Source organism: Bacillus sp. FSL W8-1127 (assembly GCF_038006725.1).
Taxonomy (GTDB): domain Bacteria; phylum Bacillota; class Bacilli; order Bacillales; family DSM-4216; genus Bacillus_O; species Bacillus_O smithii.
This window is the reverse complement of the sequence record NZ_JBBOVU010000001.1, coordinates 2,061,087-2,077,238: the sequence shown is the minus strand read 5'-3', so window position 1 is coordinate 2,077,238 and position 16,152 is coordinate 2,061,087. Positions and strand designations below refer to the sequence as shown.

The following is a 16,152-nucleotide window of genomic DNA, read 5'->3' as shown; positions in this document are numbered from 1 at the left end:
ATGAAAAGTACAATTTCAGAAGTGAGTCAATATATTGGCCAAGAAGTAACCATTGGTGCTTGGCTATCAAATAAACGTTCCAGCGGAAAGATTGCTTTTTTGCAATTGCGTGATGGAACGGGATTTATTCAAGGAGTCGTAGTGAAAAACGAAGTGGAGGAAGAAGTCTTTCAAAAAGCGAAATCTTTATCACAGGAAACGTCGCTTTACGTAACAGGAATTGTTCGAGAAGACGCCCGGTCTCCATTTGGTTATGAGTTACAAGTGAAAGACATTCAAGTGATCCATGAGGCAGTCGATTATCCGATCACCCCTAAAGAACATGGAACAGAATTTTTAATGGATCACCGCCATTTATGGCTCCGGTCGCGGAAACAACATGCCGTTATGAAAATCCGTAACGAGATTATTCGAGCTACATACGAATTTTTTAATCAGAAAGGTTTTGTGAAGATTGATCCGCCGATCTTGACAGGAAGTGCACCGGAAGGAACAACGGAGCTTTTCCATACAAAATATTTTGACGAAGACGCCTATCTGTCTCAAAGCGGCCAACTTTATATGGAAGCAGCCGCGATGGCTTTTGGAAAAGTATTTTCTTTTGGTCCTACGTTCCGGGCTGAAAAATCGAAAACACGCCGCCATCTTATTGAGTTTTGGATGATTGAACCGGAAATGGCCTTTTATGAGCATGAAGACAGTTTGAAATTGCAAGAACAATATGTATCCTATATCGTTCAATCCGTGCTGAAAAATTGTCAATTGGAATTAGGACGTTTAGAAAGAGATACGAGCAAACTGGAAAAAGTGCAAGCGCCTTTCCCACGCATTACATACGATGAAGCGATAGAACTTCTTCATGAAAAAGGATTTCAAGACATTGAATGGGGAGAAGATTTTGGGGCACCCCATGAAACCGCTATTGCCGAGCACTTTGAAAAACCGGTCTTTATCACTCATTATCCGGCTAAAATAAAACCTTTCTATATGCAGCCTGACCCTAACCGACCCGAAGTAGTTCTGTGCGCTGATTTAATCGCACCGGAAGGATACGGTGAAATTATTGGCGGATCAGAAAGAATTCATGATTATGATCTGTTAAAGAAACGCCTCGAAGAATATCACTTGTCGCTTGATGCTTATCAATGGTATTTGGACTTGAGAAAATACGGTTCTGTCCCTCATTCAGGGTTCGGTCTAGGATTGGAAAGAACAGTTGCGTGGATTAGCGGAGTGGAACATGTACGTGAAACGATTCCGTTCCCACGCTTGCTGAATCGTTTGTATCCTTAATGAACAAAAAGATCATCCATCTTAAAATATCAGTCTGAATGAAAGAGAAGGCTGTCAGCATTTCTTTATTTTCCATTGAAGAAATGGGAGTTTTAGAAATGCTGACTGTGATGAGAAACCACATTTTCATTTTATGATGATGTGGTTTTTTCATTTGTGATTTTCAGGTGAGCAGACCTACATATATAGCCAGCACGCGGATGAAGAGAAGAAAGCGATCGAATGGAAAAACGTTTTACATTATGACATCATGCTAGGGGGATTTACATTCTCTTTCTGCTATCCCCATGCTATACTATTGATTGAGGTGTCCGAAATGGATCAAAAAGAGCTGATGAAATTTTGTTTGGAAGAAGGAACGGTGAATGTTTCCAAGTTGCTTCTTACCCATTATACGAGATTGAATTTGACGGAAACAGAATTGGTGTTGCTTTTGCAGTTAAACCGTTTCATAGAAAAAGGAATCCACTTTCCTACGCCGGAAGAAATTTCGGATACAATGACCATTTCTGCAGCAGAATGCGCACGTATACTGCGAAAACTTGTTCAAATGCAATATATTGCCATTGAAGAAGGAGAAAAGCCCGGCTACGAAAGGTATTCTTTGCAGCCGCTTTGGGAAAAATTTTTGGATGTCCTATTGATGGAAAAAAGAAAAGAAGAGCTTCAAAAAACATGGGATCATGAGCAAGATTTGTACTCTTGCTTTGAGCAGGAATTCGGCAGACCCCTTTCGCCGTTAGAGTGTGAAACACTTGCGATTTGGATCGATCAAGACGGTCATACTCCCGTCATGATTAAAGCGGCTCTTCGAGAAGCGGTCATATCAGGGAAATTGAATTTCCGCTATATTGATCGAATTTTGTTTGAATGGAAAAAACAAGGAATACAATCTATCGATCAAGCAAGAGAATACAGCCAGCGTTTTCGACAAGGAAAACAACAAACCGCTCAACCTAAAAAATCCCATAAAGCTGTTCCTTTTTATAATTGGCTGGAGAAATAAACATGTTTTTTCATCATTGCCCATTTTCAAAACGGTTAAAAAGAGAGCGTAAAGGACAGGACCGTAAAAGTATTTTTGTTCGGCATCCGTACAATCTTACGGACAATGGGTCAGTCTATTTTTAGAGAGAAAGGCGGTGACGATGATGTTGACAAAATCGCAAATTCGCTACTGTTTAGACGTAATAGCCAAAATGTTTCCCAATGCGAAAGGGGAACTGAATCACCGAAATCCATTCGAGCTGCTGATCGCTGTAGTGCTGTCTGCCCAGAGCACCGATGCGCATGTTAATAAAGTCACAAAATCATTATTTCAAAAATATAAAAGACCGGAAGACTATGTTCGTGTTCCGTTAGAGGAGCTTGAACAAGATATTCGATCCATCGGGCTTTATCGCACTAAGGCAAAAAACATTCAAAAATTGTGCAAAATACTTATCGAGAAACATCAAGGGCAAGTACCGGAAACGAAAGAGGAACTGATGGAATTGCCCGGAGTTGGAAGGAAAACCGCAAATGTCGTCGTTTCGATTGCTTTCGGACAACCGGCCATAGCGGTGGATACTCATGTGGAAAGAGTGAGCAAGCGATTAGGAATTTGCCGCTGGAAAGACAGTGTGTGGGAAGTGGAACAAACTCTTATGAAGAAGGTTCCGAAAGAGGAATGGTCCATCACTCATCATCGGCTTATTTTTTTTGGACGGTATCACTGCAAAGCGCAATCGCCGAAATGCGAAGAATGCCCGTTATTGTCTTTGTGCCGTGAAGGAAAAAAAAGAATGAAGGGGAAGAAAGGGCTTGAAGAAGCAAAGAGAACTACCGAAGGAGCTTGAGGACGATTTTTTCTTTTTGCGCTCAAAACCGTTCGATGAAAATCAAGCACCGTTATCAGCGGCAGAACTGGAGAAATTTCCTTATTTTCTTTTTGAGTTGTCTTTTTATTGGAATAGTCCAATAGAAGAGTACCCTTGGGAAAATCCAGAAAAATCGATTCCAATTTTATTGAACAAATGGGAAAAAATTCGAGAAGGGTTAGAAAGAAAATTCTCCAAAAGAGAAAAAGTACTTAAAAGCGAGATGAGGGCAGGAATAGCGTTGTTTTTTATGTTGATGTTTTGGAGCAATTCTGCGCCGGTCGAACTTAGCAATTGGAAAGAGAAAATGGATGGATTTTATGCTAAACCCGTAAATGGAGCTGAACGGCTTCAATTTATTATGGAAAGGCCAAATAGTTATCCTGCTTTCAGGCAATTAGATGAACTGTTTACAGAACAGTATAAGCAATATGCTAAAATGGCTGCTATTCAAAAACGGAAACAAAAAGAAGCAAAGTAAAAGGACTACTCCTTCGTTTTCACAGTATCTTGGAAGACGTAAGATCATTGTGAAAAGCAAGAAGGGGTAGTCCTTTTTTTGTCATTTCTCTTGAAAATCAAATTTTAAAGACCAAGAGGAAAAATCCCCTTGGTCATGGATGCATGGTCTATTATTCGTTAGGCGGAACGCTGTTGGTCGAAGCCGAACCCTTCGTTGATTGCCCTGAAACGGGTTGTTGTTTATTTTGATTGGGCGGTGTAGATGGCTGATTCGGTTGATTTGGCTGTGTATGGTTATTGCTTCCATTACCGCCGCTTTGGTTTCCATTTCCTGTGTTGTTACTTGGTTGCTCTGGATTTTGGTTATTGCTATTACCATTATTGCCGTTGCTGTTGTCATTATTATTGTTACCGCCGTTCATGCCGTTATTACTGTTTTCATTTCCGTTATTGTTGTCGGTTGGGTTCTCATTTGGATTCGTCGTTCCTTGGTCTTGATTATTGCCTTGTGATTGATCCGAATTTTCTTCACCTGGAACATTTACGCTCGTAGAAGCAGGTGCACTGCGTTTGCCATCTACAATGGCCACCACTGAAAATGAATAAGTTGAACCAGGTTGGACGCCGGAAATCACGATGGACGTACCATTCGTCGTTTGAGTCGTAGTGCCTTGGCTTGAAGAGGCAGTCACTTCAAACGAGGCCGGTTGATCGTAATTCCATGATAACGTGATGCTTTGTGTTAACGGATCGTACTGTCCGCTTAAACCAGATGGTGCAGAAACGGTTTGTTCCTCCTCTTTCTTATCGTCTTTCTTTTCTTGGTTATTGTCATCTGAAGAATCATCAGAGTATTGGGTCGGTTCTTCTCCGCGGACAAATAATTCGTAATCAACCTTATCCCTCGGCACGCTTTTGCTGGCTATCCGTGGCGGATCGGATCCTGCTACAATCGGCAATTCGACAACGCTTTTCGGTTTTTTAAAGTCTTTTGTTTCCGTATTGGAGGAAACATGCGCCATCACGTTTTTAAACATTTTCTGAGCAATTTTGGATTCTTCAGGCGTTAAATAGTTTTTATTCGGTTCAGGATAGCCGGTCCAAACGGCCATTGAATATTTTGTAGTGTAGCCAACAAACCACGAATCTTTGTTGGCATAATCAGGAATACCATACTTTTGCCGCGTTTCTTCATCATAGTTGGTCGTTCCGGTTTTTCCTGCTAAAGGAAGTCCAGGTATATTCGCCGTTTGTCCTGTACCGGATTTGACGACGTCTTTCAACATATCCGTCACCATATAGGCGGTGTAGTCTTTCATGGCAATTTGCGGGTCAATCTGATTTTTGATTTCCGTTTCGCCATCGCGCAACACAATTTTCTTAATACAATGCGGTTTATGGTAAATACCGTTATCACCAAACGCCGCGTATGCACCTGCCATTTGGAGCGGTGAAGGACCTTGATCCATTCCGCCGATGGCGTATGACTCATACATATGGTCGAAATGAATTCCCAAGTTGGAAAGGAATTCGCTTGCTTTATCAGGGCCGACGGCTTGGAATGTTTTTAAAGCCGGAATATTGTAAGACCATTGCAGCGCTTTTCGAATCGATACTTGGCCTTTATAGGTGCCGTTGGCATTGCGAATCGGTTGTCCGTTTGAGTAGCTGTAAGGCTCATCGGTCAGCTGGTGGTAGGTGGACCATTTCAAGTATTCAATCGCAGGACCGTAATCGATGAGAGGCTTAATCGTAGAACCTGGCTGTCTGTGGGCATCGACAGCATAGTTATAGCCTCTTCTTACTTTTTGATTTCTTCCGCCTCCGATTGCACGAATTTCACCAGTTTTCGTATCTAAAAGAACGAGCCCGGCTTGAAACTTGTCATCCGGATATTGAATGACATCATTGGTGTTCATCATATTTTCTACATAGCTTTGGGCATCCGGATCCAAAGTGGTGTAAATTTTCAATCCATCGGAATAAGCGTTGTAGCCGCCCATGTTTTTCACTTCATCCACGACAAGGTCGATAAAAGCACCATACTTGTTATCCGCCGTATCGACTTTTCGTTTGGATGGAGGGACAAGATAATGAGTGACATGATCCGCTTCCGCTTGACGCATTTGCTGTTCAGTAATTTTCCCGTGTTGTTTCATCAATGATAAAACGATATCTTTTCGTTTTTCTGCTTGTTCCGGATGTTCAAACGGATTGTAATTATTCGGGCTTTGTGGCATACCGGCCAGCATGGCTGCTTCCGTCAGATTCAATTGATTCAGATCTTTATTAAAGTAATGCTTTGCCGCTGCTTTAATTCCGAATATGCCATCAGACATATAAATTTTATTGACGTACATTTCAAAGATTTGTGCTTTTGTATATTTACGTTCTAGCTGATATGCCAGCCACCATTCTTGTACTTTTCGTTTAATCGTTTTTTCATGAGTCAAAAATGAGTTTTTGACTACTTGCTGAGTGATGGTGCTTCCGCCTTGGGAACCATAACCGTTTGTCACATTGCTGATAATGGCTTTAATGGTTCGAATAATATCGATCCCGTGATGTTGGTAGAAACGGGCATCTTCGGTGGCAATGATCGCATCTCTCACTAGTTTGGGGACCTCGTCATATTTGACATAGTCCCGATTTTCGGATCCCACCGAGGTAATATAGTGTCCATCCTTGTCGTAAATTTTGGAAGGAATGGGGTCCTTTAGCATCGATTCATTTAATTTAGGCGCGTCTTTAATGAAGTAGGCGAACGTTCCAATCCCGCCCACCAACATGACGAGACCGACAATCACCAATGATAACAGGATACGTTTGGCCAAAGAACCGCCATTTCGCTTCTTTTTTGGTTTTTTGCTTTGCTGTCTTCGTCGTTCTGTGCGTGATTTATATTGGTCAGCCATAAGCTTACTCCTCACTTTCAAAAATAAAAACCTAATCGCTTTCTACTTTGATATCATTATGGGTTTTTTGGCAGAAATTAAAAATAAGAATGGTAAAGAATGTCTACCACTTCCAAATAATCAATGCGAGGTTGATACTTAATCGGAATAGTTTTCCCATAATTTTCAATTTCTTCTTTTTTGATGGATTTCCTTCCCCCGTTTTTCATCCGTTCCCAAAATCGAAAAAGATGTTGGCTCGGAAGCAAGAACACTTCATCCGTTGTGGTGAAACGGATAATAACGAAGGAGATGCCTTTTTGTTGTTCCACTTGCATCATGTGGCGGATTTGATGTTCGTGAAAATTTTGCAGTGGAAAAGAGTGCAAGTTTTTCGTTTCTTTGGCTTCAAAGTCAATATATCTCCCCTTGTATACTCCGTTATAGTCTGTAGTGGATGGCTGTTTGAAATAAGCCTCTTTGATCACAGCGGCACTCCTTGCCGGATAATCTACTTGAACAATTTGAATAGGTGTCGGCTTTTTATGAATGACAGCATGTCCAATTTCTAAATAATACTGATTGGTCAAATTGAGATCTTCTTCGAGAGTCATTCCTCGATTGCCGTATCGTATCGGTTTTGAATGGCCTTTTTTCGCTATTTGTTGTTGAGAAGGATTGTATTTTTTTCCATTTGGATAATGAAACTCCACGATCAACACCTCGCAGACTACTACATATCATATCAGAAACCGAGCCGAAATGGGGGAATAAAAATCTGAAATTGTCGCTATCATAAGCTTATATATGGAAAAGAGGCGAGATATATGAACAAAACCTTATTTTTTCGTTGTATTTTTTCCAAAATCGTTGGTGCTGACCGTTTTTCCTCAATGGAAGACGTTATTTTAAAGGCAGTTTGGCGCCATAACATGGATAATATCAGCAGAACGAGCGCTTATTTTCATTTTTACCGCCATCACCCAGAGATAAAATGGGCTTTTTTGGCGTCGATGGTATCCAGAAATGCTGGATATAATATGTGTGATTTAAAAAGTCCACAATTGATCACGTTATTAGAAGAAGAAACTAGGGACCATATGTTTTTAGCTTATGAAAGAGCCAATTGGCTGATTTTTCGTGATGCGTATCCGCAATTGCTTCTATATCATTTCTCCAAATTAGAAAATCTCCCTCTTTTTCGAAGTTTAGATCGCTGGGGCGTTTCCCAATTTATGATTGAAGAATGGGAGCGCTTTTGGGTGGAAAAAGACGGAGATCGGCTGCTGAAAGCACTTATCATCAATGAACAAAACGTTATTCAAGAACCGATATTAAAACATCCTCTGTACAAAAAGAAAGTTTTTCGTTCATTGCTGTTTTGGGTGGAGGAATGTTTGCATTTCAGCACGGTTTTATTTCCGACGATCAATGGAAATTTATACGGTTCCAGCGTGACCTCGTTTCGCAACGTGGATGCGCGAATCGATTTAGGAAAGCGGTTGGCTCATATCCTGTTTCATACGGATCTTTATCCTCATTTTTTGTTATTTGCTCGAAAGGTGGAGCATACTGGTTCGCGGAAAGATTACGAGCGTTTTATGAAAAAGCCGTTTTATAGCCAGACGCCCATGCTTCGATGGGCATTTCCGATCGTGGAACATCATATACATACAAGGAGAGACTGGTCGCAAGAAGCGGTCATCAAAGATGAATGGTTTATGGATTCCGAACCTGGAAAACCCGTCCATTTAACAGAATGGTTTGTTCAAAAGCAGATTCAACTCCAATGGGCAAGCTTGATGAAAAAGATATAAAAAGAATCCAAAAAAGCAAGGAATTCCTTGCTTTTTCGGTCTTGAATGAATGATGGACTACGTTGATGGGCGGTTAGGTCCCGAGAGTTTTTTGTCACCATAGGCGGATTTTGTCTCAGAACGAGTACCTTGGTTTTTCGGCTTTTGTTCTTTTTTCTCAGCCATATTGTACACCTCCCGTCCTATTGTTAGCTTTTCGGAAAGGAAAAATACGGTGAAAGAAGGAAAAGAATAGCCCATTCTGTTAAAAAAATTCTTTCTTTGCCGAATGGCATCTAGTTTTGTCAAGAAGGCAGGGAATGGCAAAAAAATCAAGAATATGGGTAATACCTTGAAGGAAAGGAGAGGAAATTCTATGATACAAAGAGAAGAAATTTTAAAGTTGTTTGAGCAAATAGAAGAGAAAGTCGAAGATATGGATGATCTTTTGACGGTCAGTATTCATCAGGAGAAAGAAGCGGGATTTCAATCGATTGAAAAGCAAAAAAAATGGCTTATGGACCAATTGGCAGATATTGAAGCAAATGTGGAATACATTTCCTATACACAAATGAACCCTTCATCTGTTAGAAAACTTGCGTTGTGAAGAACAGTTTCGTTATAGTTTTTTTAGTAGCTTATAGATGATAAATAAGCTGCTTTTTTTATTCTTGTCAGCGGGAATGTCAAAGTCTTTCATATTGATTCGCCAAAAGCCGTTTTCATTATATTTTCGATATTTGGACCATCCTTTTATCTTGCGTCTTTCATTCTTTCCTTTTGTACGTATCCGCTTTGCACGAAACTTTTATTCAGTGCTTGAAACGGCAGCCCCATTGATTAAAGATGATTTGGTTAGATCTTGTTTTATGATTAAAGGGGGGATGTATATGGCTGGACAATCAAATTTATGGATATTAACTAGCGAACTGTTAAAGCTTGTTCAGCAGGCGGATGAAGTGTATGAAACCGTTCGATCAACGGGGAAAGAAATGGATTTTTATACGGAAGTGAAGCCTTTTGCAGACAAAATGAAATCGTTAAGTTATGAATGGGAAGCGGAAGCAAAAAAGTGGCTTATGAGTCAAAAACCGAAGTACATCCATAAACAACAAATAACCGCGACATTAGAAAATTTGCAAATCATCGCTGTACAAGCCTTTTTTCCAAAAACTAGCTACAGTCGTTTTAAGCAAACCGTTCATACAGTGGAGTATGTTTTAAATGAAGTAAAACGGAATGTTCATGATGGAGAATCCTCAAAAAATGTGATTAATGATAATGAATCGTAAAACTTCATTTTTCAATCATCAGACAAGGAATAGAATCATATGGGCGGAATATTTTCGTAAGGGCGCATAAAGGGAGTTTTAAGGCGGAAACAAAAAAGAGGCGGATTTTAAAAGGGACGGACTAACCTTTTAAAATCCGCTTCTTTATTGAGATTATAAAGCGGAAGTTGTATTCTTCCATAACGATTGTTCCAAGACAATGGGACTGATTGCTCCGGCGGTTTCTAAATCACGGACAACGTCTCTGTAGTCTCTGAGAGGCAGCTCATTCAACAAATACAAATTTCTGGCAAAATCAAGAAGCTGATTAAAATCTCGCGGCGGGTAAGATTTTTTTTCCAGAAATTTTTCTTTTAACTCGTGAATGGTCATTTTATCAACCCCCTCTTTGTTTGTTCTATGTTAACATAAATAGCCACTTATTTGGACACATTTTTGTAAAAAATAGATATACAAATATCGACATTATCGGAAAATTATGAATTCACTTTTCAACTTTTGCCACATAAAATAAATCAACAGAAATAGAGAAAGGAGAAAACATGATGCGGAGGCAAACGACTAGCGGTTATCCGTATTTGGCTCATTATCAAGCTGATCCAGGCCAACCTTATGAAATTTTACCTCATGGCCAGTCTAGTCCCATTTTTCATCATTATGCTCACTACCCTTATCAAGCTTATGATCCTTTAAATGCGGAAAATGCCGGGAGTTCTTACGTTTATCCCGCAATCCCAAATCAGCCCCCGGCAACAACGAACAGCAGCGACTTATTTGAAAATCCGCTGCAACCTAAGAAACATACTGTCCCCACACAAATAAACTATTTGCATCCATACCCGAAAGGCAACTTAATGAAACCGCCATCAGGAGGATTTCACACGATCATGAATTCTTTCAAAAATCAGGATGGCACTTTGGATATGAACAAAATGATTAACACTGCCGGTCAGATGATGGCGGTAATGAATCAATTTTCGAGTGTGGTAAAAGGGTTTAGCAGCGTATTTAAACAATCATAGGATTCAACTCAGGAAATGAAAGAACCCGCCGTTTTGGAAGGCGGGTTTTCATACGTGGATTGCAAGAAAATCATGTCAATCGGATAGTTCAATTATTTTCCCTTTCTTTTTCGGTAAAATCAATGTTAGCAGGCCGTCTTTGTACTTCGCTTTTGCCATTTTTTCATTAACCAGTGCAGGGAGAGGAATCGTTCTTGATTGTCTCCTAAAAGAAGTTTGCTCTTGCACGATTTGACGCTTCTCATTTTCCTCCAGTACATACTCTTGCTCAGAAACGGTAATAGTGACAAATTGAGCATTGATTTCTATTCCAATTTGTTCTTTCGATACACCGGGCAGTTTAGCCAATATCCAGTATTCTTTTTCTTTTTCTCTTACTTCCACCGGAAAAGAGCCGGCAAAAAACTCATCGATGTGCTTTAAAAAATTTTTCATCGGCCGCTCAGGAAAAATGCCGTTCATGGATTTCATCCAGTCGTCAAACGTATTGCGCTTTTTCGGTTTCTCTGGAAGATGGCTGTCCATCGCCATTTTTTAATCTCCTTTCTTCAATGGGTCTCTTCATTTACAATATGCCAAAATGTTGGAGAGGTGACTGCCGTTTGCGGGTGTTATACGGTGCAACATTTTTCTTTTAAAGAGAACGTTTATTCGGTACAATAGACAGTATTGAGGTGAACGATGAAATGGAAAAGAAAAAAACGATACAAGAAGCGATTGAGTGGCTGAAAACGGATGAATCCATCAAGGATCAGATTGTACATTGGCATACCATTCCCGAAAAAGAAGCGAAAACAGCTCCCTTTCCAAAAACGCTCCATCCTTTATTGAAAGAAGGGCTTCAAAAACGGGGGATCGATCGTCTTTATACTCACCAGCTTGCAGCTTATGAGAAAGCTAGAAATGGTGAGAGTTTTGTCGTAGTGACCCCCACTGCTTCGGGAAAAACATTGTGCTACAACTTGCCTGTTCTTGAATCCATTTTGTCCGATTCTTCATCAAGAGCCCTTTATTTATTTCCGACAAAGGCGTTGTCACAAGATCAGAAAAGCGAATTAAACGAAATGATAATGGAAATTGGGGCTGATATTAATAGTTATACATATGACGGTGATACTCCGTCGGGAATCCGGCAAAAAATCCGCAAAGCCGGACATATTGTCATTACCAATCCGGACATGCTGCATTCCGGGATTTTGCCCCATCATACAAAATGGGTTTCCTTATTTGAAAATTTAAAGTTTGTCATTATTGATGAATTGCATATATATCGTGGAGTATTTGGCAGCCACGTGGCCAATGTCATTCGGCGTTTGAAGCGAATTTGCCGATTTTACGGAAGCGATCCAGTGTTTATTTGCACATCAGCGACGATTGCGAATCCAAAGGAGTTAGCGCAAGCGATTTGCGAAACGCCTATGGCTTTGATCGACAATAATGGCGCTCCAAGCGGGAAAAAGCATTTTGTATTCTATAACCCGCCGGTCGTCAACAAGCCGCTGAACATTCGCAGAAGCGCGCTTTTTGAAGTTCGGAAAATAGCCGGCGAACTGTTGAAAAACAAAATTCAAACCATCGTATTCGCTAGAAGCCGAGTCCGGGTAGAACTGCTTCTTTCCTATTTGCAGGAACTAGTCCAGCATGAATTAGGTCCTAAGTCCATCCGTGGTTATCGTGGCGGCTATTTGCCATCGGAACGGCGAGAAATCGAAGAAGGTTTAAGAAAAGGAGATATTTACGGAGTAGTCAGTACGAATGCTCTGGAATTGGGCGTGGATATTGGTCAATTGCAGGCGTGTGTGATGACGGGTTATCCAGGTTCGGTATCCAGTGTTTGGCAGCAAGCGGGCAGAGCCGGCAGAAGACAAGGAGAATCTTTAGTGATCATGGTGGCTACTTCCAGCCCTCTCGATCAATATATTGTCGATCACCCGGATTACTTTTTGGACAAAAAACCGGAAACAGTACGGATTAATCCAGACAATTTAATCATCTTAGTAGACCATATAAAATGTGCTGCATATGAACTTCCTTTTCAAAAAGGAGAAACGTTTGGAAATGCAGAAGTGGAAGAGATTTTGGAGTTTTTGACAGAGGAAAGAATTCTTCATTATAAAGGCGAACGTTGGTATTGGATGAACGACTCGTTCCCGGCTCATAATATCAGCTTGCGGTCTGCTTCTCAAGAGAATGTCGTGATTATTGATACGACGGAAACAGCCAATGTCAAAGTGATTGGGGAAATGGACCGTTTTAGCGCCATGACACTTCTTCATGAAGAAGCGATTTATCTTCATCAGGGAATTCAATATCAAGTTGAAAAATTGGATTGGGATGAAAAAAAAGCGTATGTAAGAGAAGTGGATGTAGATTATTATACGGATGCCAACCTCGCGATTCAGCTCCAAGTGTTGGAAATTGACAAACAGCGGGGAAATGAACAGGCGCTAATCTCTTTTGGTGATGTAGGAATCCATATTCTTCCGACTATTTTCAAAAAAATAAAACTAGATACCCATGAAAATATTGGTTCAGGACCTATTCATCTTCCGGAAGAGGAAATTCATACGAGTGCCGCTTGGATTTCTTTGCAGCAAGATTTAAAAACTTTTTCCGAAGAACATTTAGAAGAGGGATTGATTGGCGCTGCGCATAGTTTAAAAGCCGTTATTCCGTTGCATATTCTATGCGATCCCTCGGACATTCATATAGCGCCTCAAGTAAAAGCAAATTACAATGGAAAACCGACGATCTTTATTTATGACCATTATCCGGGAGGCATTGGATTAAGCACGGAAGTGTATAACCGAATGAAAGAAATGATTTTCAGCGCAAAAGAGTTGGTTGAGAGTTGTCCTTGCGAGAACGGCTGTCCGTCCTGTATTGGAACGGATGTCGCTTCAAAGCACGGCAAAGATCATACAATACGGCTGCTAGATCTTTTCGCTAAAGCGGTCAATGAACCGATGGAGTGAGGAACATGTCGTTATCGAGTAAACTGCAACGAATGAAATCCCATTTAGTACGAGACAAAGAAGTGGTCCGATTAGATCAAAACCCGCCAAAAACGGAACAGGAAGAAGAGAAAGAGATTCCTTACCTCGATGAATGGCGAGCAGCTGGAGCTGAGCCCTATTTTTTTGACCATCAATACTGTTTGATTCGCCGATCGTTTTACAGCCTCGATCATCGCCATGGCAAGTACAGTTTCCGTGAACTGATCGAAGCTGTCCGGCATTGGAACCAGTGGGATGGTGACCATCCTTTATCAGCCAAGGGACTATCTCATGATGAGCTGTTTTTCTTTGACACGGAAACCACGGGGCTGGGACACGGTGCGGGCAATACGATCTTTTTATTGGGCCATGCCCGTGTATTGGACCATCAAGTGGAAGTTGTTCAGCATATTTTGCCTGAACCGGGTTATGAAATTGCACTTTATCAAAGTTTTTTGGAAAATATCGATTACCAAAAATTGGTTACTTACAATGGGAAAGCGTTTGACTGGCCACAGGTGAAAACACGACATACTTTAATCCGCGAGCATGTTCCAAAGCTGCCGGAATTCGGTCATTTTGATTTATTCCATGCTGCACGGAGAATGTGGAAAGAGAAACTCGAGTCCGTTAAACTGTCCAATGTGGAAAAGAGCATTTTAGGAATTGAACGGAAGGATGACGTTCCCGGCTATTTGGCTCCGATGATTTATTTTGATTATGTAGAAAGAAAAAAGCCGGATGGAATGATAGGCATTTTAAAGCATAATGAGCATGATATACTTAGCCTCATTTCGTTATACATCCATTTAACCTATCAAATTCTGGGTCTTGTCGATCAAACAGAAAATGAAAAATACCAAGTGGCAAAATGGTTCCACTATATTGGCGAAAATAAACAGGCAATGCGATCTTTAGAAGACTTGGTGGAAGAAAAAAAGACAGATAGCAGCGTTGATTTTCGGGCAAAGCAGCTTCTGGCAAAAGAATACAAAAAGGGAAAACAGTATGAGAAAGCTGTACCGCTATGGCTTGAAATAGCGGAAAAAGGGCCTATCGCCATGAAAAAAGAAGCCCTCATTGAGCTTAGCAAGTATTATGAACATAAAGAAAAAAATTTGGAGGCTGCCTATACCTTTGCGGAAAAAGCACTCGACCACTATAAGCGATGGCATGGAAGAACGAGAAAAGAACAAACGGAGACAAATGACCTATATAAAAGATTGGAACGGATCCGGCGCAAATTATTGAAGAATCAAGAATGGACAAGGTAATTTCCCGGGCAATCGCAAAATTCGACAAATGGTCATTTTTTCATTTGAGGATTGGTACAGATGATTATAAAATATAGACAGAACGAACTAAACACAGGGGTGATTGAAAGTGTATCGGGCATTGCTGGTTTTATTTTTTGTGTTTATTCTCGTCATGAGTGTGATGATGATTCATTTAAAAGATACTTTCTATTCTTTCCTGTAAATTAGGTTTTTGCATTAATACATGTTTCTCTTTTTTCTCATAGGCTATTCATATAAAAACCTGGAGAGAAAGGAGAAAAAACATGTATTGCAGACCAAAAGTATTACCGCCGATTATTCATCCGACAATTAATCGCGAAAATCATCTGATTCATCATTATGTAGTACCACACATCCATCCAAGTCATACAACCACTTTTAATCACCATGTTTTTCAGCATCAGCGCTATTTTCCATATACAGAACCGACAGTAAATGATGCGCTTCACCAAGATTTGGTGGGATTCGGGCCGGAGCCAAGGCCGCTATTTGGTCCTTAACGGTAAGTGCCTAATGATACACTTTTTTCGAATATTGCCTTATTTTGCGGTTTATGAGAAAAATTAGCTTCTTTTAAGGGAAAGTGAGCGGCAAAACCAGGAAGGGTCTGGCCCCTTATGCGAAAGGGGACGGACCTTGTTTTGAACTCAATGGGAGGGATTGATACGAAGGTAGCTGCTGTATCAGGATATAAGCCGATAGAATTAGGTATTTTTCATCATGATGCCAAAGCGATTGATTACATAAAAAAAGCCATTCAAAAAGAAATTCAAGAATTATTGGAAGAAGGTCTTGAATGGGTCCTGATTAGCGGTCAATTGGGAGTTGAATGCTGGACAGCGGATGTGGTATTGAACATGCGGATAGAACATCCTGATTTAAAGCTGGCTGTATTAACTCCTTTTTTAGATCAGGAGAAAAATTGGAATGAAGCGAACCAAGAGATGTATTTTGACATCCTGAACAACGCCGATTTTGTGGATTCCATTTCAAAACAGCCTTATACCGGTCCCTGGCAATTTCAAAATAAAAACAAGCTCTTTCTTCAAAAAAGCGATTGTCTAGTGCTTTTATATGATGAAGAAAAGGAAGGATCGCCAAAGTACCTTTATCAACAAGCTAAAAAATATCAAGAAATCAATCCGTCTTATAGCATTAAGCAAATCACTTTCTTTGATTTGCAGAACATTGTAGAAGAAGAACAATGGAAAAATCATGAGTGGTAGGTTCATAATTGACA

Annotated in this window: 17 protein-coding genes; 12 read left to right on the top strand and 5 right to left on the bottom strand. The window is 40.4% G+C overall.

From position 1 onward, the window contains the following. The 4 genes from asnS (at nucleotide 1) to NST12_RS09780 (ending at nucleotide 3,633) form a co-directional block, all read left to right on the top strand. Nucleotides 1-1,293 carry an asparagine--tRNA ligase gene (gene asnS, locus NST12_RS09795; RefSeq protein ID WP_048623547.1) on the top strand — a complete coding sequence of 431 codons (1,293 nt, stop codon included), beginning with the start codon at nucleotides 1-3 and terminating at the stop codon, nucleotides 1,291-1,293. A 316-nt stretch (nucleotides 1,294-1,609) separates the two neighbouring features. Continuing rightward, complete coding sequence (locus NST12_RS09790) at nucleotides 1,610-2,299, top strand: DnaD domain-containing protein (RefSeq protein ID WP_341101084.1); 690 nt, start codon at nucleotides 1,610-1,612, stop codon at nucleotides 2,297-2,299. Nucleotides 2,300-2,444: 145 nt separating this feature from the next. Next, nucleotides 2,445-3,131, top strand: coding sequence for an endonuclease III (gene nth, locus NST12_RS09785; RefSeq protein ID WP_040341728.1), 687 nt, complete (start codon nucleotides 2,445-2,447; stop codon nucleotides 3,129-3,131). Beyond that, nucleotides 3,097-3,633 carry a YpoC family protein gene (locus NST12_RS09780; RefSeq protein WP_270583534.1) on the top strand — a complete coding sequence of 179 codons (537 nt, stop codon included), beginning with the start codon at nucleotides 3,097-3,099 and terminating at the stop codon, nucleotides 3,631-3,633. Before nth ends, NST12_RS09780 begins: the two co-directional genes overlap by 35 nt. Before the next feature lie 151 nt (nucleotides 3,634-3,784). Here NST12_RS09780 and NST12_RS09775 read toward each other — a convergent pair whose 3' ends face one another. Next, nucleotides 3,785-6,529 (bottom strand): transglycosylase domain-containing protein, encoded by a 2,745-nt coding sequence (locus tag NST12_RS09775; protein WP_341101082.1) that lies wholly within the window; start codon nucleotides 6,527-6,529, stop codon nucleotides 3,785-3,787. A gap of 77 nt (nucleotides 6,530-6,606) precedes the next feature. Next, a complete protein-coding gene (gene recU / locus NST12_RS09770) occupies nucleotides 6,607-7,221 on the bottom strand; it encodes a Holliday junction resolvase RecU (protein WP_048623542.1) in 615 nt (204 codons plus the stop codon). Between the two features lie 114 nt (nucleotides 7,222-7,335). Between recU and NST12_RS09765 the strand changes: the two genes are divergently transcribed. Beyond that, nucleotides 7,336-8,325, top strand: a complete 990-nt coding sequence (locus NST12_RS09765; protein ID WP_244878002.1) for a DUF2515 family protein — start codon at nucleotides 7,336-7,338, stop codon at nucleotides 8,323-8,325. A gap of 57 nt (nucleotides 8,326-8,382) precedes the next feature. Here NST12_RS09765 and NST12_RS09760 read toward each other — a convergent pair whose 3' ends face one another. After that, entirely contained in the window at nucleotides 8,383-8,490 is a 108-nt protein-coding gene (locus NST12_RS09760) for a spore protein (RefSeq protein WP_270583530.1), read from the bottom strand. Nucleotides 8,491-8,680: 190 nt separating this feature from the next. Here NST12_RS09760 and NST12_RS09755 point away from each other — a divergent pair, with 190 nt between their 5' ends. Together NST12_RS09755 and NST12_RS09750 are read left to right on the top strand one after the other, a co-directional pair. Further along, complete coding sequence (locus tag NST12_RS09755; protein WP_048623540.1) at nucleotides 8,681-8,911, top strand: hypothetical protein; 231 nt, start codon at nucleotides 8,681-8,683, stop codon at nucleotides 8,909-8,911. Between the two features lie 283 nt (nucleotides 8,912-9,194). Continuing rightward, entirely contained in the window at nucleotides 9,195-9,596 is a 402-nt protein-coding gene (locus tag NST12_RS09750; RefSeq protein WP_327824223.1) for a YppE family protein, read from the top strand. A gap of 153 nt (nucleotides 9,597-9,749) precedes the next feature. Here NST12_RS09750 and yppF read toward each other — a convergent pair whose 3' ends face one another. Beyond that, nucleotides 9,750-9,968, bottom strand: coding sequence for a YppF family protein (gene yppF, locus NST12_RS09745; protein WP_048623539.1), 219 nt, complete (start codon nucleotides 9,966-9,968; stop codon nucleotides 9,750-9,752). A gap of 173 nt (nucleotides 9,969-10,141) precedes the next feature. Here yppF and NST12_RS09740 point away from each other — a divergent pair, with 173 nt between their 5' ends. Beyond that, nucleotides 10,142-10,618 carry a YppG family protein gene (locus NST12_RS09740; protein WP_341101080.1) on the top strand — a complete coding sequence of 159 codons (477 nt, stop codon included), beginning with the start codon at nucleotides 10,142-10,144 and terminating at the stop codon, nucleotides 10,616-10,618. Between the two features lie 75 nt (nucleotides 10,619-10,693). On the opposite strand, the gene NST12_RS09735 is transcribed toward NST12_RS09740, so the two are convergent. Then, on the bottom strand, nucleotides 10,694-11,149 hold the full coding sequence (locus tag NST12_RS09735; RefSeq protein ID WP_003355093.1) for an Hsp20/alpha crystallin family protein: 456 nt from the start codon (nucleotides 11,147-11,149) through the stop codon (nucleotides 10,694-10,696). Nucleotides 11,150-11,304: 155 nt separating this feature from the next. On the opposite strand from NST12_RS09735, the gene NST12_RS09730 reads away from it, so the two are divergent. From NST12_RS09730 to NST12_RS09715, 4 genes are all read left to right on the top strand, one after another. After that, nucleotides 11,305-13,593: a DEAD/DEAH box helicase gene (locus NST12_RS09730; RefSeq protein ID WP_327824222.1), complete on the top strand. Its 2,289-nt coding sequence runs from the start codon at nucleotides 11,305-11,307 to the stop codon at nucleotides 13,591-13,593. A 5-nt stretch (nucleotides 13,594-13,598) separates the two neighbouring features. Beyond that, nucleotides 13,599-14,888, top strand: a complete 1,290-nt coding sequence (locus NST12_RS09725; RefSeq protein ID WP_048623537.1) for a ribonuclease H-like domain-containing protein — start codon at nucleotides 13,599-13,601, stop codon at nucleotides 14,886-14,888. 287 nt (nucleotides 14,889-15,175) lie between these two features. After that, nucleotides 15,176-15,412 (top strand): CotD family spore coat protein, encoded by a 237-nt coding sequence (locus NST12_RS09720; protein WP_048623536.1) that lies wholly within the window; start codon nucleotides 15,176-15,178, stop codon nucleotides 15,410-15,412. 150 nt (nucleotides 15,413-15,562) lie between these two features. Next, nucleotides 15,563-16,138: a DUF1273 domain-containing protein gene (locus NST12_RS09715; RefSeq protein ID WP_328201115.1), complete on the top strand. Its 576-nt coding sequence runs from the start codon at nucleotides 15,563-15,565 to the stop codon at nucleotides 16,136-16,138. Nucleotides 16,139-16,152: the final 14 nt, after the last annotated feature.

Coding starts and splice junctions, on each gene's coding strand:
- asnS (WP_048623547.1), top strand. CDS start 1: ATGAAAAGTACAATTTCAGAAGTGAGTCAATATATTGGCCAAGAAGTA.
- NST12_RS09790 (WP_341101084.1), top strand. CDS start 1,610: ATGGATCAAAAAGAGCTGATGAAATTTTGTTTGGAAGAAGGAACGGTG.
- nth (WP_040341728.1), top strand. CDS start 2,445: ATGTTGACAAAATCGCAAATTCGCTACTGTTTAGACGTAATAGCCAAA.
- NST12_RS09775 (WP_341101082.1), bottom strand. CDS start 6,529: ATGGCTGACCAATATAAATCACGCACAGAACGACGAAGACAGCAAAGC.
- NST12_RS09765 (WP_244878002.1), top strand. CDS start 7,336: ATGAACAAAACCTTATTTTTTCGTTGTATTTTTTCCAAAATCGTTGGT.
- NST12_RS09760 (WP_270583530.1), bottom strand. CDS start 8,490: ATGGCTGAGAAAAAAGAACAAAAGCCGAAAAACCAAGGTACTCGTTCT.
- NST12_RS09755 (WP_048623540.1), top strand. CDS start 8,681: ATGATACAAAGAGAAGAAATTTTAAAGTTGTTTGAGCAAATAGAAGAG.
- NST12_RS09750 (WP_327824223.1), top strand. CDS start 9,195: ATGGCTGGACAATCAAATTTATGGATATTAACTAGCGAACTGTTAAAG.
- yppF (WP_048623539.1), bottom strand. CDS start 9,968: ATGACCATTCACGAGTTAAAAGAAAAATTTCTGGAAAAAAAATCTTAC.
- NST12_RS09740 (WP_341101080.1), top strand. CDS start 10,142: ATGCGGAGGCAAACGACTAGCGGTTATCCGTATTTGGCTCATTATCAA.
- NST12_RS09735 (WP_003355093.1), bottom strand. CDS start 11,149: ATGGCGATGGACAGCCATCTTCCAGAGAAACCGAAAAAGCGCAATACG.
- NST12_RS09730 (WP_327824222.1), top strand. CDS start 11,305: ATGGAAAAGAAAAAAACGATACAAGAAGCGATTGAGTGGCTGAAAACG.
- NST12_RS09725 (WP_048623537.1), top strand. CDS start 13,599: ATGTCGTTATCGAGTAAACTGCAACGAATGAAATCCCATTTAGTACGA.
- NST12_RS09720 (WP_048623536.1), top strand. CDS start 15,176: ATGTATTGCAGACCAAAAGTATTACCGCCGATTATTCATCCGACAATT.
- NST12_RS09715 (WP_328201115.1), top strand. CDS start 15,563: ATGGGAGGGATTGATACGAAGGTAGCTGCTGTATCAGGATATAAGCCG.